This window comes from Paraburkholderia sp. EB58 (assembly GCF_050436665.1).
Taxonomy (GTDB): domain Bacteria; phylum Pseudomonadota; class Gammaproteobacteria; order Burkholderiales; family Burkholderiaceae; genus Paraburkholderia.
The window spans coordinates 157,690-173,907 of sequence record NZ_JBNDMQ010000010.1 but is presented as its reverse complement, the minus strand read 5'-3'; the positions used below and the strand labels follow the sequence as shown (position 1 = coordinate 173,907).

13 protein-coding genes are annotated in these 16,218 nt (G+C 63.4%); 5 read left to right on the top strand and 8 right to left on the bottom strand.

What is annotated here, in order from left to right; all coding sequences use genetic code 11:
* Window positions 1–66: 66 nt before the first annotated feature.
* The 3 genes from zwf to lhpH form a co-directional block, all read right to left on the bottom strand.
* Window positions 67–1,557, bottom strand: a complete 1,491-nt coding sequence (gene zwf / locus P3T40_RS17220) for a glucose-6-phosphate dehydrogenase (RefSeq protein WP_429268929.1) — start codon at window positions 1,555–1,557, stop codon at window positions 67–69.
* A gap of 153 nt (window positions 1,558–1,710) precedes the next feature.
* On the bottom strand, window positions 1,711–2,658 hold the full coding sequence (lhpI, locus tag P3T40_RS17215; RefSeq protein WP_429268928.1) for a bifunctional Delta(1)-pyrroline-2-carboxylate/Delta(1)-piperideine-2-carboxylate reductase: 948 nt from the start codon (window positions 2,656–2,658) through the stop codon (window positions 1,711–1,713).
* A gap of 30 nt (window positions 2,659–2,688) precedes the next feature.
* Complete coding sequence (gene lhpH, locus P3T40_RS17210) at window positions 2,689–3,696, bottom strand: trans-3-hydroxy-L-proline dehydratase (protein WP_429268927.1); 1,008 nt, start codon at window positions 3,694–3,696, stop codon at window positions 2,689–2,691.
* Window positions 3,697–3,889: 193 nt separating this feature from the next.
* Between lhpH and P3T40_RS17205 the strand changes: the two genes are divergently transcribed.
* Window positions 3,890–4,627 (top strand): FadR/GntR family transcriptional regulator, encoded by a 738-nt coding sequence (locus P3T40_RS17205; protein WP_429268926.1) that lies wholly within the window; start codon window positions 3,890–3,892, stop codon window positions 4,625–4,627.
* A 78-nt stretch (window positions 4,628–4,705) separates the two neighbouring features.
* Here the strand turns inward: P3T40_RS17205 and P3T40_RS17200 are convergent, their stop codons facing one another.
* Together P3T40_RS17200 and P3T40_RS17195 are read right to left on the bottom strand one after the other, a co-directional pair.
* On the bottom strand, window positions 4,706–4,972 hold the full coding sequence (locus P3T40_RS17200; RefSeq protein WP_429268925.1) for a hypothetical protein: 267 nt from the start codon (window positions 4,970–4,972) through the stop codon (window positions 4,706–4,708).
* Window positions 4,973–5,089: 117 nt separating this feature from the next.
* The gene (locus P3T40_RS17195; RefSeq protein ID WP_429268924.1) at window positions 5,090–5,734 is read right to left on the bottom strand and encodes a C39 family peptidase; all 645 of its coding nucleotides are present in this window, start codon (window positions 5,732–5,734) and stop codon (window positions 5,090–5,092) included.
* Window positions 5,735–6,160: 426 nt separating this feature from the next.
* Here P3T40_RS17195 and P3T40_RS17190 point away from each other — a divergent pair, with 426 nt between their 5' ends.
* On the top strand, window positions 6,161–9,175 hold the full coding sequence (locus P3T40_RS17190) for an autotransporter outer membrane beta-barrel domain-containing protein (RefSeq protein WP_429268923.1): 3,015 nt from the start codon (window positions 6,161–6,163) through the stop codon (window positions 9,173–9,175).
* Window positions 9,176–9,496: 321 nt separating this feature from the next.
* Entirely contained in the window at window positions 9,497–10,351 is an 855-nt protein-coding gene (locus tag P3T40_RS17185) for a helix-turn-helix domain-containing protein (protein ID WP_429268922.1), read from the top strand.
* A gap of 105 nt (window positions 10,352–10,456) precedes the next feature.
* Here the strand turns inward: P3T40_RS17185 and P3T40_RS17180 are convergent, their stop codons facing one another.
* From P3T40_RS17180 to P3T40_RS17170, 3 genes are all read right to left on the bottom strand, one after another.
* A complete protein-coding gene (locus P3T40_RS17180; RefSeq protein ID WP_429268921.1) occupies window positions 10,457–12,286 on the bottom strand; it encodes an ATP-binding response regulator in 1,830 nt (609 codons plus the stop codon).
* On the bottom strand, window positions 12,256–12,765 hold the full coding sequence (locus P3T40_RS17175) for a molybdopterin-dependent oxidoreductase (RefSeq protein ID WP_429268920.1): 510 nt from the start codon (window positions 12,763–12,765) through the stop codon (window positions 12,256–12,258). Before P3T40_RS17175 ends, P3T40_RS17180 begins: the two co-directional genes overlap by 31 nt.
* A gap of 242 nt (window positions 12,766–13,007) precedes the next feature.
* Complete coding sequence (locus P3T40_RS17170; protein ID WP_429268919.1) at window positions 13,008–14,672, bottom strand: ATP-binding domain-containing protein; 1,665 nt, start codon at window positions 14,670–14,672, stop codon at window positions 13,008–13,010.
* 175 nt (window positions 14,673–14,847) lie between these two features.
* Here P3T40_RS17170 and P3T40_RS17165 point away from each other — a divergent pair, with 175 nt between their 5' ends.
* Both P3T40_RS17165 and P3T40_RS17160 read left to right on the top strand, forming a co-directional pair.
* Window positions 14,848–15,474, top strand: coding sequence for a glutathione S-transferase family protein (locus tag P3T40_RS17165; RefSeq protein ID WP_429268918.1), 627 nt, complete (start codon window positions 14,848–14,850; stop codon window positions 15,472–15,474).
* Window positions 15,475–15,498: 24 nt separating this feature from the next.
* Window positions 15,499–16,152 (top strand): glutathione S-transferase N-terminal domain-containing protein, encoded by a 654-nt coding sequence (locus tag P3T40_RS17160; protein WP_429268917.1) that lies wholly within the window; start codon window positions 15,499–15,501, stop codon window positions 16,150–16,152.
* Window positions 16,153–16,218 lie beyond the last annotated feature (66 nt).

Below are 16,218 nucleotides of genomic sequence, written 5' to 3'. Positions count from 1 at the left end.
TGATGCCCATAACAACAAAGGCGGCCCGATCGAGCGGCCGCCTTTGCAACGCAAAGCGTTAAAGGGCTAATCCCCGTACTGCGATTCTTCCGCCCACACGGCATTTTCCCGCGCCATCAAGGCCGTAGACGCTGCCGGGCCGAAAGTGCCGGCGGAATAGCCGCGCGGCCGCTCGCCCGACTTCTTCCAGCCGTCCAGAATCGGCTCCGCCCACGCCCATGCCGCTTCCAGTTCGTCGCGGCGCATGAAGTGTGTCAGACGTCCGCGAACCACATCAATCAACAGGCGCTCGTAGGCCTCTGCACGGCGCTCGGTGAACGCCTCCTGCAGATCGAGGTTGAGGTTCACAGGCAGCATGTGCATGCCACTGCCCGGTTCCTTGGCCATCATCTGCAACTGGATCGATTCTTCCGGCTGCAACTGGATCACGAGGCGATTGCCATAGTGGTGCGGGCCGCTCGGAATGATCGAGAACGGCATTTCGGAGAATTCGATGACGATTTCCGACACCTTCTTCTGCATGCGCTTGCCGGTACGCAGATAAAACGGCACGTTGGCCCAGCGCCAGTTGTTGATCTGCGCACGCAACGCAACAAAAGTTTCCGCACCGCTTTTGGCCGGCACGTTGTCTTCTTCGAGGTAGCCCTTGACCGCCTCTCCGTCCACTGCGCCTGCGGTGTACTGGCCACGCACGGTGTCGCGCGCGATATCGTCGGGCGTCATCGGACGCAGCGAGCGCAGCACCTTGAGTTTTTCGTCGCGTACCGCATCCGGGTCGAGCGACACGGGCGGTTCCATGGCGACGATGCACAGCAACTGCAGCAAGTGGTTCTGCACCATGTCGCGCAACGCGCCGGTCTTATCGTAGAAGCCCGCGCGGGTACCTACGCCGACGGTCTCCGCCACCGTGATCTGCACGCTCTTGATATACGGCGCCTGCCACAGCGGGCCGAAAATCGCGTTGCCGAAGCGCAGCACCATCAGGTTCTGCACCGTTTCCTTGCCGAGGTAATGGTCGATCCGGTAGATCTGCGCTTCGCTGAAATGCCGCCCGACATCGGTGTTGATCTCCTGCGCCGATGCCAGATCGTGACCCAGCGGCTTTTCCAGCACCACGCGCGCATGCTCGTCGATCAGGCCCGCGGCCGAGAGGTTGTCGCAAATGTTCGTGAACAGATCGGGTGAGGTGGCGAGATAGAACACGCGCCGCGCGTCGGGCCGCGACACTTCCTTCAGACGCTGGTAGTCCTCCGCCGAGTCGACGTCCATGCGCACGTACTCGAACAACGCGAGAAATTTGTCCCATGCGGCGGCATCGAACGCTTTCTTTTCGATGAAGGGCTTCGCCTTCAATTCCATGAATTCGCTGATGTATTCCTCACGCGACCACGGCTTGCGGCCAATCGTGAGAATACGGGTCTCCGGCGGCAGATTGCAGTGCAGATGCGCCATGTATAGCGCGGGCAGCAGCTTGCGGAACGAGAGGTCGCCGGTGCCGCCGAAGATGATCATGTCGAGCGGCAGCTCTGGGGTGGCAGAAGCGTGTTGGGTAATCATAGCGCGATGTCACCGTCGTGAAAGGCGTCGCTAAAGGCAACGTGAAAGGGCAAAAATGCCGGAGGCCGGCATTTTCTGGCAAACGCCTATGGTGCAACGTTTTCGGATTGTTTGCACGTCGCGTGCGGCCGGCGGTGTAGAAAAACTACAGCTTTATGCGTGCTGCAAAGCTGCGCGGGCCACCCGGCATGCACCCAGATCCCACGCCGCACAACCGACGCTCTTGAATAGCACGGGCGTGCTGGCCGCGGGCAGCGGCACCGTACCGCCCACCAGCGCAGCAATGCCGGTGACGCTCGCCCAATCCACCCCCGCCTGGATGAAGTCGCCGGCTTCGTGTTTCGCGCCGGCCAGATCGTCGACGTAGAGCGCGCTGCCGTGCACGGTGCGCGCGCCGAGTTCCAGCATCGCCGGCGTGAACGCCCCGACGCCGATCACCAGCCGCTCCGCGCGCGGCGCTTCGTCGTAGACCGCCTGTTTGCTGGTCGTGAGGGCAATCACGACATCGACGGAATCCGGCACCTCCGCGCCCGCGAACGGCCGCAGATTGCGCGCCTTGTCGCGATGCGCGGTACAAAACGCCTCGGCCTTCGCCGGCGCACTGCCCTTTACGTGCACGAGGGCATCGGGGAACAGTTCGCCAATCGCCTCAACGTGGTTTGCGGACTGCGTACCGGTGCCGATAAGCAGAAACTCGCGCGGCGCCGAACGGCCGGACGCGCCGCCTTTGAAGGTTTGCACGCCGAGCATCGACATCGCAGCGGTTCGCCGGCCGGTGACGGTGGGGCCATCGAGGATGAACAGTGTCTCGCCGGTGTCCGCGTCGAACCCCATCACCTGACCGTGGATGGTCGGCAGGCCGCGCGGGCCGTTGGCCGGACAGACGTTGACCAGTTTGTGGATGCCGAGATCGGGCGCGGTGGCCGGCATCGACAGCATGATGCCGCCCTCGTTGAGCGGCACGACGAGCCGCTCAGGGCTGACGATACGTTGCTGGGCGTAATCGATGGAGGCGGTTTTCAGCGCCTCCACGAGTTCCGCATAGGGCGTGAGCCGCGCGGTGGCAGCGGTGTCGAGGATCTGTGTGGCCGGGTGAGTCATAAAGGGAGTGTCTCCATCAACATGCGCGGCTTAGCGCACGAGAAAACCATACGTTAGCGGATCGCGCTCGTCGACGATCCAGTTTGCGAAGCCGCAGATATGCGCATCGCCCTCGATTTCCGGAATCACCGCGTCGAAGCGTTCGAGCTTCGTTTCGGACAGCACCCGGCCGCGGAAAATCGTGCCGATCACCGATTCGTTGACAAGCGTCTCGTCGCGCCTCAACTCGCCGCGCAGATAGAGTTGCGCGACGCGCCCAGCGGTACCCGAGCCGGTGGGCGAACGGTCCACCTCGCGGTCGGCGAATACGCAGCAATTGGCCTGCGTCGAGCCTGCGTGACGCGGCGCGTTGTCGATGATCGTGCCGTAAATATGGTTGATTTCGGGGATGTGCGGGTGAACCACCTTGAACGCTTCGTTGGCCGCGCGTTTCACTTCGGCGCCGAACTGGATCAGGCGGTCCACTTCCGCTTCGCGCACGTTCAGATCGAACGGCTTGCCGGACGTGTAGAAATAAAACGCGCCGCCGAAGGCGATATCCCCCTTCACCTCGCCGAAGCTCGGCGTGGTCACCGTGACATCGCGCTGCCAGATGAACGAAGGCACGTTGACAAAGCGCACGCTGCCCGCGTGATCGCCGTCCCATTTGACGAAGGCTTCGATAAAGCCGCACGGCGCATCGATGCCCACGCGTGTCTCCGGCTCGGTGCGCTCGACCCAGCCGAGCGCCACCGCGGCGGTCGCGAGCGCGATTACGCCATGGCCGCAGTGATCGCTGTAGCCCTCGTTGTGGACGAAGATGATGCCGAAGTCGGCGCCTTCGCTGACCGGTTCGGTCAGGTAGCCGCCGTACATATCCGCATGGCCGCGCGGCTCGAACATCAGCGCGCGGCGCAGGTGGTCCTGATGCTCCTTGAGCCACGTACGCCGCTCGACAATGGTCTTGCCGGGAAACCTCGGCAGCCCGCTCGTGACGATCCGGAACGGCTCGCCGCCGGTATGCACTTCCACCGTGCTCATGACGCGATTCAATTTCATAGCGCGTGGCAACCGTTTCCCGCTTGCGGCGCGAGCGCCGAAAATACCTTGCTGCACACCATTCGGTTGTCTCCATCCTGTTCTATACTGGATCAAAATGTAGACCACCTTTGGTTTTACATCAACCAATTTCAAAATTGTTCAGGCAAGCTGGTTCGAATCTGGATCAGTAGCCTCTGACAAACAGGTGTGTATGGTCAGCCTCGCCCTCGCTATGGAAAGCACCTTCCGCCCGAAGCAGATCTACGAGCAGGTCTCCGAGCGCATTCGCGCCGAGATCCGTAACGGGCAGTTCGCAGCGGATTCGCGGCTGCCGTCGGAGCGTGAACTGGCCGCGCATTTCGGCGTGGGACGCCCGGCGGTGCGCGAGGCGATCGGCGCGTTGCAGAACGAAGGACTAGTGATCACGCGCCGCAATTCGGGCACCTACGTCTGCGCGGATGCATTGCAGCGCCTCGCGGCGGCGCCGCAGGAACCCGCGTCGCTGGCCGATCCGGACTTCAGCCCTACCTCGACGCTCGACGTGCGGCTGATCCTCGAACCGGCCATCGCCCGGCGCGCGGCGGCGCACGGCCAGCGGGACGAACTGGCCGAGCACTATCTCGCTCAGATGGATTCGATCGTCGACATCGCCGATCCGCATCAGCGCGTCATGTGGAACAACAGCGATCGGCTGTTTCACCGCCAGTTGGCGGTCATGACCGGCGACGCGTTGCTGGTGAAAATCGCCGACGAAGTCGCGAACACTATGGACCAGCCGCTCTGGAAGCGGCTCAAGGACGACGGCATTTACGATGCAGGCCGGATTCGTCTTTACGTGTCCGAACACCGGTTGATCTACGAAGCGATTGTCGGCGGCGATGCGGACGCGGCGGCGTTCTACGTCGAGCAGCACATCATGCGCGTGCGCCGCGATATCGCGCCGAAGTGACAGGCAAGCGCGGCGGGTATCGCCATACTGCACCGCCGCGTCCTGAGCGCCCGCGCACCCTCAGCGTAACTATTGCGCCTAATCCTGCTTCTTGGTCGAGCTCGCGGCATTGCCGGAGGAATGACCACCTTGCTTGAACATCGCCTGGCAGGGCGGGCTCAGTTCGCTCACGTGCTGCTTCATGCACGCCGTAATCTTCTCCTTGTTCGGAATTTCCGCGCTGCAAAAATGCATCGCATCGCCGCGGCAGGCCTTTTCCTGTTCGTTTTGGGTCGCCGCGTGCGCTTCGCTGACCGTCAGCAGCGTGAGCAGGCCGGCGGCAATCAGGGCGGGGTATCGTTTCATACGGGCTCCGGGTTGGCAGGTCGATCGAAGGCTGATCAGCAGCGGACTCCCCGCTGCTCATCTGTCCCTTCAGCAGAAATCGGACCCGGCAACGTGTCCAGGCCGCAGCGGCGGCGCTTAGCCGGCCGGACGGCTGGCGGGTCGAGTCAGCGTCAAACCGCGGCCGGCGTAAAAGCGCGCGACGGTAGCGAACGGCATGTAGACATCGCTCTGATACGGCGCGATGCCGGACGGGTTGTGAAACCAGACGCCGTCTGGATCGCGTCCATGCAGCAGGATCAGATGGCCGCCGCGCTGCGCGTTCGGCTCGTCAGGACGGCGGATTTCCGGGCTCACCGAAATGATCGCCAGCGTCTCGTTGTCGATGCGCGCAGCGATCTCCTCCAGTGTTGCCTCGGGCAACACCTCCACCTGCAGACCGAAGGCCGCCCCGGCCCAACTGGCGAACGGCCTGTAAATCAAACCATCGACGCCGCCGTCTTCGCGCATCCGGTACACCTCATGGCGTAACGCTTCGTCGAGCAGTGCGGCGCGTGGCGCATGCTCGATGCCCCAGAAGTCCAGCGCGGATTCGAGACACGTCAGGCCGCACAGACGTTGCGCCCAGAAACGGTAATGCTCCTGCTCCGTGAAGCCACTGCGTTGCCATGCAGGGTCGTCGCATGGATCGGCGTCGTCTTCGACGATCGGCTGCACCCATTCGGGGCTGCCCCATTGCGAGTAGTACGGCACGCCGGTATGGCGGATGGTCTTGTGTTTCATGAATGAGATCGGGGTGGATAGAACGGTAGCGTGCCAGCGCGTCAATGAAACAGACGACCCAGGCCGCCCCTCATTATTGCGGATTATTGAATGCGGTCCTTGGTGTGGTCCTTGGTGTGGTCCTTGGTGTGGTCGTATAGCGCCACGTCATTCACGCGTTGATCACGACACGCTTCCCTGCATGGATGAAGTATGTTTCCGCATTCGAAACAATCAATAGCATAACTTATTAATTATCATCAATGCACGATTCACAGCCGTGTCTCTTCACTTCGCGAAGAGCATCTACTAAAGTTGGGCGACTTGATACCGCTATCGAGATCGCTCATGACCGCGCGTCAACTACGTTCAGTCCGGTGTGTCGAAAGTCTCGTTCACAGCAAGTCCGTATTGCATCGTTGCTGGCCACTTTCCATCGCGGCGTTCATGCTGTTCAGAGCCCTGCCGCAGGCGCAGGCAACTGAACTGGGCAGTTCCATAACCGGCTACAGCCTGAGCCCGAACCGGAATCCCTATACCGTCGTAACCGGCGCAATCATTGATACGCGCGCTTCAGGCAACAGCGGTATTTCAGGCGAACACGGCACGACATGGACCCTCACCAACAACGGCGCCATCTATGCCGGTGATTTCGCACTCGAGTTCGGGGACCCGGCCACCGTCGTCAACAACGGGACCTTCTTGAGCCCGGTCACGACAGCGCTCGCCCTGTTCGGCGGCGCCAGCGTGACCAACTCGGTCGGAGCTGTGATTGCCGGCAAGCTCGATGGTATCTACGCCGCGAAGTCAACGAGCGTCGTCGTCAACGCAGGTACCATCGCGGGCGACATCCTGGGTCTCGCCGATACTCAGAGCGGCGTGCACTTGCCCAATGGCGGCACCGTCAACAATCTTTCAACGGGCAGGATCGGCGGTTCCGAATCCGCAATTCTCGCCGCGCCGGGCACCACCGTTATGAACGCCGGTGTCATCGCCTCAGCAAACGGACCGGCAATCAATCTGACCGCCGGCTCGAGCAGTACTGGCGGCGTGATCATCAATAGCGGAACCATCACCGGAAACGGGGGCGTGGCGATTCAGTTCGGCCCGAACGGCAGCACCTTGCAGCTGAACGGAACGTCGGTCATCAACGGCGTTGTGGAGGGTGGTTCGCACAGCGCATCGACCACCAACACGCTAATTCTCGGCGGCACGGATGCGGGCAGCTTTGATCTGTCGGCAGTCGGTCCAGCCGCCCAATACCGCGGCTTCGACACCTTGCTCAAGGCGGACTCAAGTGTCTGGACGATGACCGGCGCGAACAATTCGAATCAGGCATGGCAGATGTCGGGGGGAGGCCTCGTAGTCGCCGGGCAATTGCTGGGCAGCATCAGATCGGTCCCCGGCAGCAACGGCCTCTATGTCGACGTCGCACCGGGCGGCGCGATTCAGGCATCAACCGGCAGCGCCGTGTCGCTCGATGGCGCAAGCGTCGTCGTCAATAGCGGTTCGATTGCCAATAGCGACGGTGCCGCGCTCACCGCGGGTTCGAATGTTTCACTCACCAACGCAGGCACCCTGAGCGGCAATGGCGTCGCGGTGCGCTTCACCGGTTCGAACGACAGCTTGACCCTCGACACAGGCAGCGTCGTATCAGGCGCCCTGGACGGCGGCGGCGGCACCGGCAACATGCTCGTCCTGCAGGGCAGCGGCGAGCTGTCGAGCGCGGTCTACGGCTTTCCCGCGCTGGTCATGCAAGGCGACGACTGGACGCTAACCGGCACGACCAGCATCGGCACCTCGACCCTCATCGAAACCGGCACGCTGCACCAAAACGGCACTCTGACCAGCCCAACGGTCACGGTCACGCCAGGCGCTACGCTAGCGGGAACAGGTACGGTGAAGGGAGCGCTCGTGACTCAGGGCACCATCGCGCCCGGCGCGGGCACGGCCGGCCCCAGCATCTCGCCACTCGCACCGCTTTCGACCGGTACGCTGAGCGTGCTCGGCAGTTACACCCAGGCCGCCGGCAGCCGCTATGCGGTCGGGGTAACGCCGGGCGGCAACGACCTGATCGACATCACCGGCGCTGCAACGCTGCAAGGCGGCAACGTGCTGGCTCAGCTTCGGGCCGCGTCGTTCAGCCCCAGCGATACCTACCTCATCCTGACTGCGACGGCCGGCGTGATCGGTACGTTCGCAGGCGTCTCGACCCTCAACCCGTTTGTCAGCGCCTCGCTAACCTATGACGCGAACAACGTGTGGCTGGCGGTCCAGAGAGGTTTTCAGAATGCAGGCGGCACACCCAATCAGATCGCAGTAGAAAAGGCGCTGGATCACGGCGTCGCGGGAGTCGCGTCCAACGCAGCGCCAAGCGGCGACTTCCTGAAGGTCGCGGTCGATCTGGTCAACCTCGAAGGCGCCTCGGCCTACGCAGCACTCGACCAGTTGAGCGCGGAAGCCTACGCCGCGCTCCCGAATGGGCACTTCGCCGCGGCGCAGAGCGAGATGAACGCGATCGACGCCCGTCTGACCGACGCTCGCGGCACCCTCTCCTGCGCCGACGCTCAAAGCGGCCCCGAGGCCCCTGCCGGACAGCAGGCGCGCCGGCCGGCGGGCGGCGACACGCGGGTCTGCTCGTGGGCCGCCATTCTCGGCAACACCGGGCGGATCGGCGGCTACGACACCTGGCTCACGCAGCAGATCGACCTGGCCGGCGCGATCGCCGGCGTCGATTACCGGATCGCACCGCCCTTGACCCTCGGCGCGGCGATCGGCTACATACATGGCAACACCTCGACCGATACGCTGCCGGTGCACGGTCAGTTCGACAGCTATCAGGCGCTGCTGTATGGCAGCTACGCACCAGGTCCGTACTGGCTCCAGACGACTGTCGGCGTCGCACGCAACGACGACACAATGAAGCGCAGCATCCTGTTCACCGATACGCCGCGCACGGCGCAAGGCGACACGGCTGGCAACCAGTACTTCGCGTCGCTGCGCACCGGCGTCGATTTGCCTGGCCGCGCCCTCGGCATGATCGCGCCGTTTGCCGGGCTGCAGGCCCAGTATGTCGAACTGTCCGGCCTGACCGAAACCGGTGCCGGGTCCGTGGATCTGGCGCTGCCGGACACCTCGGCGAGTTCGGTGAGTTCACTGCTCGGTGCTCAATGGCGCAAGGCGTTCGACTGGGCGGGGCACGCATGGCATGTGGACATGGAGACGGCGTGGGTCCATACCTATGGGGCGCTCACGCGCGCGATAGACGCGAGCTTCGCGGGCGCACCGGCCAGCAGTTTCACCGTGCATGGCAGCGGTCCGGCCAGGGATGCGGCACAGATCAGCGTGGGCACAAGGGTCGAGTTTGCAAGGCGCGCCTTTGCGTTCGTGCACTGCGAAGGTGAATTGGGCGCCCACGAGAGCACCCTGGAAGGAACGGTCGGTCTGGACTATCGCTGGTAGCGGTGCACAGCGAACGTCAAAGTGGCCACGGGCCGCACCTGGTAAATTCACACGCTTACCGCTCTATACCGCACGAATAACCACATACGATCACACTTCATTACATGTGGCGTCCACATTCCTCGGTAAAATACGCGACATGCATCGGGCGTGACCGATACGCGGAGTCCCACAAAAGCAGCAGCGCCACGTTTTTTTGCTGTACATTTGCTCTCCCATGCGTGGCCGGTCGGCTCGCAAAGAAGGCGATGCACCCATCGCCATCAAGTCTTTTCGCGTCCTTCACCCGATACCATTTAAAAAGACGGACCTCCACGCAGCATGGCCAACGAAGCAACCTCACCTGACTCCATCGCAGTCGCGGAACGCGTGCGCGAGTTGATGAGCCGTCACGGCATCGGTAAGCGGCAACAGACCACGGAGCTTTGCCGCATTCTCGACCTGAGTTTTTCTCAAGGGCACCGCAAGCTGCGTGGCAATAGCCCTTGGACGCTATCGCAGATCAAGAAAGTGGCCGAGGTGTTCGGCGAACCGGCCGCGCAACTGTTCGGCGCGCAGTCGCTCGACCCCGGCATGGTCGGCGCCATTGCTCAGGAAGCCGTGTTCGCAGTCGGCGGCATCGAACTCGCCTGCACCGCCTGGGTGGGCGCGGCGCTCGAACCCGGCAGCCGCCCCGAATTCGTTGCCTATTCGAAGATGGGACAATGGCGCGTCACGCGTCATGATGGCGCGCTGTATCAAAGCGCATTCGAAGTTCACAAGATCGAAATCTATCCGCGCCGCTCGGAAGCCGACAAACCGCTGATCGCGGTGGTCGACGACGATCAGGCCTCCGCCGACAACCTGCGCGACTATCTCGACCGCAGTGGTTTCACCTCGGTGGCGATCTACGGTCTTGGCGCGTTCGTCGAGCAGTTGCAGACGCAGGTGTTCGACGGCGTCGTGATCGACTGGCTGTTCGGCAATCAGACTTCCGCGGCGGCCATTCGCGCCGTGCGCGCGTCGGAAAACCCGGAGGCACCGGTGTTCGTGCTGACCGGTGAGTTGCTGACAGGCAAAGCCAGCGAGTCGGAGATCAGCGAGATCATCCGCAATTACAACGTGGCGTGCTACGAGAAGCCGGCGCGCATGGCGATTCTCGTCGCCGATCTGTCCAAACGTCTGAACCGGGCTTGAAACGCGCGTGAAGCAGGCCGCATAGAGCGGACCCAGAACACCGGACGCACTACAGGCAAATCAAGCCACGCCGACCGACCGCCCGGTCAACTCTGCAAGCCAACCTCAAACCAGACTGCGCGCGGCCAGCGCCCGCTGCAACGCTGCTCGCAACTGCTCGTAGTGCACGGGCTTTACCAGGTAGTCGAAGAACGGCGCCGTGTCGGTCGGCGGCGCTTCCGGTGCATACGCGCTGATCGCGATCACCGGTGCGCCGGCGGACGGTCCGCTGCGCGCGGCGAATTCGGCGAAGAAGGTGTAGCCGTCCTGATCCGGCATATGCAGGTCCAGCAACAGCACATCGCAGCGCCGTACGTCGAGCCATGCGAGGGCATCTTTGGCATTGGCGACTGCGGTCGCTTCAAAGCCCATGTGCGTGATCATTTCCAGCAGCGATTCGCGAATCAAGCCGTTGTCGTCGACGATCAGCACCTGCGAGCGACCGCCTTCCTGGGCGCTCGCCGCCTTCGCATCGGGTCGCTTGGCTGGCTCGACCGGCCCCACCGGAATCGTCACAGTAAAGGTGGTCCCTTCGCCCACTTTGCTTTCCACCGCGACGCTGCCGCCGAACAGCTTCAAGAGCCCCTGGACGATCGCGAGGCCCATGCCCGCCCCTTCGAAACGCCGGGTGCGCGAGCCGTCGAGCTGGGTAAACTCCTTGAACATCAGCGGCAGTTGTTTGGGCGGCACGCCCGGCCCGGTATCGCTCACCTCGATGGTCAGCACCGCTAGCCGCTGCACCAGCCGCACCCGAACCGAACCCTTCTCCGTGTAGCGGATCGCGTTGGTCACCAGGTTGCTGACAATCTGGCGGATCCGGTGCGGATCGGAGTCCACCGGTCCGGTCAGGCCGCTCGCTTCGCTGGCGAGCGTCAGCCCTCGCGCCAGCGCGGCTGGCGTGTGCTCGTCGACGATCGACGCCAGCAGTTCGCGCGGCTCAAATTGCTCGTAGCGCAATTCAAGCTTGCCGGCGCCGAGGCGCGCGTAATCGGTGAGATCGCGCATCTGTGCTTCCAGATGCCGGGCCGCGCTTTCGAGCCGCTGGATCACCTTGCGGTCCGCTTCGGACTGGAAGTTAAAACCGAGCAATTCGATCGACGACACGATCGCATGCAGCGGCGTGCGCAATTCGTGGCTGATCATGCCGAGGAAGGCGTCCTTCGCGAGGCTCGCCTCACGCGCGGCGCGGGTCGCCTGATGCTCGGCTTCGAGCGCGGCGCGTTGCTGGCGGATCAGGCGGCTACGGCGGCGGCCGTTCACCACCAGCAGCAGCGTGGCCGCCGCGGAGAGCAGCACCAGCATGATCCCGGCGGCAAACAGCATGCGCCGCTTGTCGATGAAATCGCGGCTCAGCGCTTCGCGGTCGGCTACGTCGGCAAAGCGCCGGGTCAAGGCCAGATCGTTGACTTCCTGCCAGTGCGCGCGCAGCGTGGCAACGATCAGGTCGGCCTGGTGAGCATCCTGCGGCAGCGCTTCGAGGTTGGGCTCGAGTTCGTCCAGCGTCTCCTCGAGCGTGCGGATCTCGCTCTCCTGGCGCTGCAACAAGGCGAGCTGACCGACCAGCATGCGCGTCGAGCCGGCCATTACGTGCAGCTTCGACTGCAGCACTTCATAGCGCAACTGCAGTCGCGGGTAATCGACGTCAGTGCCGCTGCGATACAGCAGCAACTGGTTTTCGAGGCGGGCGTAGGCGATCTGCAGTTGCGCGGCGTCCCAATAGAAGCCGTCGTACGTGCCTGTCAGCAATTGCGTGGAGCGCGGGTTGAGCAGGTTGGCGTACATCAGGTAGCCGATCGCCCCCACCGGCGCGGCGAGTGCCGTGGCCCATACGACCACCAGTAGCCAGCGCCGCAGCCGGTGCGGCATCACTTGACGATCAAGCCCTTGATTTGCCATACAAATTTTGAGTCCGCGGCCGCTCCCGAGAGTTCCGTCGGGAACGCGTCGCGCGGATAGATGAGAAACAGCGGTCCGAAGTCGCTGACCTTTAAACGCTTGCCGTTCATGCTATACGCAACGATCACGCCGTAGCGATCGCAGTCCGATATCGGGATCGTTTCCGTGTAGTCGTCGAGCGTATGGACCTCGATCTGGCTGCCATGGGCGCCGACCAGCTTCAGGATATCCGCGAGCGAGGGACCTGTGAAGGTCGAGCGGGCAGTCCAGGTGGTCGACGTCGTGATAGAGTGAACGGGCAGCGCAAGAAGCTGGGCTTCCGTCAGGTGATAAACCGTGTGGGATGGGTCGTTGGTTGCGGCAACCTTGCCGCCCACGTCGAGCGAGAGCGTGGCGGCATGCGCGAGCCCGGCCCCTATCGCTCCTAGCGCGATCGCGAGACACGAGATCCATCGCGCGCCTTTGCGGGTGTAGCCCATATGACTGACCTTATTTTCATCTGTTTTCTTGTTCCGCCATGACCCGCTTGCCCGCGACTGACCCGTTTCCTCCTGATAACCCCCAGGTATCCAGAGGCGTCGCAGACCCGATCCCGACGTGCTCTCCGCCATCCCTACCCTAACGGGGCTGAACGGCCAAACCGGACGCATCATATCGTCAAACTGGGACACATCAATAAGCGCGGCTGAGCGCTTCGGCACCGCTCACGTTCAGCCGCCGCTCACGCCTTGCCGTCCGCCACCCGCAGATGACGCGCCGCGCGCTGCGAGGCCACCACGATCAGCTTCATGGTCGCGCGCGTGGCGCCGACGAACAGCTTGCGGGCGCTGCGCTCGTCGAAGCTGTCGAAATCGACCTCTGTCAAGATCACGCAGGGCGCCGATTGACCCTTGAAGCGATAGATCGACTCCAGCAGCACGTCGCCCTCGCGGTACTCCGGATTGCCGAACAGATCGTACTTGCCAGTGAAGCTGCGCAGGCGATGCGGTCCGAGCTGATCGAGCGCACTCAGCGCCGATCCTTCGCGCCCGCGAAACGACAACACCGCAATGTCCTGCTTGCGAAACCCTAGCGAGAGCGCCTGGGTGATCGCGCGCTTGGTGGCGTCGATGCAGCCCTCGGCCGCGTGCGTCTCGTCGTACGTCGAGAGCGACAGATCGGAACCGTCGAACGGGCTGCCGGACGAGAGCGCCGCGGCGAGCGGCACCTCGGCGCCCACCACGTTGCGCACGAAGTCGAGAATGTCGCGCGGGCTCCGATAGTTAGTGGTCTCCTTGAGCGTCGTCCAGCCGGGCAGATCGACCGGCGCACGCATATAAAGATTCTGCAGCGGGTCTTCCAGCCACCACCAGGCTGCACCCGGCCGTAGCAGGCGTTCGAGCGTGCCAACCCAGGGCTGCTGGAAGTCCTGCCCTTCGTCGACGATCAAGACGTCGAATTGCCAGCGCGCGTCGATCGGCGTGTCGGCGAAGATCCGTTCGAGCTGGTCGAAAATATCGGCGGACTGGAAGTCCGGCGTGCGGCCGCCGTCGCGGGCAACCCAGTCGCACAGCTGGTGATAGTTCGCCACTTTCGCTTCGGGCGGCGCCACCCGCGCGATATGGTCCGCGAGCGGCCGGTTGAAACACACGTACAAGGGCTGCTGGCCGCGCGCCACTGCATCCTTCATCACCTGCACGGCCAGTTGCGTCTTGCCGGAGCCCGCTGTGCCGGCGACGCGCAAGCGAAATGGCGTGAACTCGAGCCGCCGCGCCCACGTTGCGAGACCGCCGGCGAGCCGTGTGACGAGCGTGCCCGCCTGGCCGACCAAGGCGCTGGCATCGGGCGTCAGCGCGAGCTCGTCGGCGAGAAAGTGGTGAATCTTCGCGGCGCAGGCAAGCCGCGGCTCATCGGCCGGCAACGCCTCGCGGATGATCGCGGCGAGCCGCTCCTTGCGCGTGGCATCGACGATCCGCGCCGGGTTCACGCCGGCAATCGCCGCATCCTTGACGGCATGATCCGGGCAGTACAGCAATTCCTCGATGAAATAGGTGCCCGCGCCGAAGGCCGCGGTGAAGCGCCGGTGCATGCCTTCGATGGTCCGCGCCAGCGCGATCGCCACATTGCGCTCGGTCTGCAGGTAGACCTTGACGAGCCCCTTCGCGGTCTCACGCAAAAAGCCAGTTTTCTGTTCGACGATCATCACGCGCCCCGAGGGACTGACGATCACGAAATCGGCTTCGCCGAACACCGAGAAGCCCTGGTTGAGCCGCGTCCAGTGCACTCCGTGATACACGGTGTAATCGTCGGACAAGGCCCCTTCCAGCAGCGCCAGGGTTTCACGTTCGCGCGCGGCGGCGCCGGTGGCAGCGAGGTTTTTCCAGTCGTCGGGGACAATGCGGGCCATGCGATGCCTCGTCATGTTCGGGTGCGCTCATTGTACGCAACGCACATGCCTTTCCGGCATCGGCCATTCGGCAGAGAGAAGGCAATGACAGGCTGCATCGTGTATCGTTGTTGGCTGAACGCCGCACTCGCGTGCGGCTTGCCAACCACGAAGGTCAGAAAAAAGGATCTGCCGGATGATTACGATCTGGGGACGCGCCAACTCGGTCAACGTCCAGAAAGTCTTATGGTGTTGCGACGAACTCGTATTACCGTACGAGCGTATCGATGCGGGCCTGCAGTTCGGCCGCAACAACGAGCCGGAATATCTGGCGATGAATCCCAACGCCCGCGTTCCGACGCTGGTCGACGGCGATTTTGTACTGTGGGAATCGAATTCGATCCTGCGCTATCTGGTGATGCAATACGGCTCGTCGAGCCCGCTCTATCCGCCGGAGCCTAAGCAGCGCGCGAGCATCGACCGCTGGCTGGACTGGTCGCTGTCCACACTGCAACCCGCCGAACGTCCGGTGTTCTGGACCATCGTGCGCACGCCCGTTGCCGAGCGCGACGCCGCCAAGCTCGTTACCGACCTCGCCGCCGTGACCGTGCTGTGGAAGCTCGTCGACACGCATCTGCAAGGGCGCTTTTTCCTCGAGGGCGAGAAGTGCACGCTGGCCGACATCGTGATCGGCGCGTTTGCGAAACGCTGGTTCGGGCTGGAAGGCATCGAGCGTCCGTCGTTGCCGAATCTCGAACGCTGGTATTCGCGCCTCGCCACTCGCACGGGCTTCAAGAAGTACGTCGATTTCCCGCTGACCTGAACGGCTACCTCTGATTGGAACGATATGACAATTACGCTCTACGCCTGGGGCACGCCGAACGGCCGAAAGGTCACCGTCGCCCTGGAAGAAATGGAACTACCGTACACGGTGGTACCGATCAACATCGGTAAGGGAGATCAGTTCCACCCCGAATTCCTGCGCATCAGCCCGAACAACAAGATTCCGGCCATCGTCGATCCGGACGGCCCCGATGCTGCGGGCGGTTCGGGTAGTTCGGGTGGAGCGCCCATCAGCGTGTTCGAATCGGGCGCGATCCTGCTCTATCTGGGCGAAAAGACCGGCAAGTTCCTGCCTGCCAGTCTGCGCGAGCGCGTGCCGGTGCTCGAATGGCTCATGTGGCAGATGGGCGGTTTCGGACCGATGCCAGGCCAGGTACACCACTTCGCCGCGCTCGAAGCGGAAGTCGACCGCCGTTACGGCCTGAAGCGCTTCTCGGACGAAACGCACCGCCTGTATGGCGTGCTCGACCGGCGGCTGGCGCAAGTGGAGTTCGTCGCGGGCGAGCTGTCGGTGGCGGATTTCGCGATTCTCGGTTGGGCATGGCGGCACGAACGCCATAAGGTCGACCTCGCCACCTATCCGAATGTGCGACGCTGGTACGAAACGCTGTTCGCGCGTCCCGGCGTGCAGCGCGGGTTTGCCGTGGAATTCGACTGACGGGCCGCGCCGCGCGGCATCCATCGCGAACCTGGCACCATGCGGGCACCCACGCGCATGTCGCCT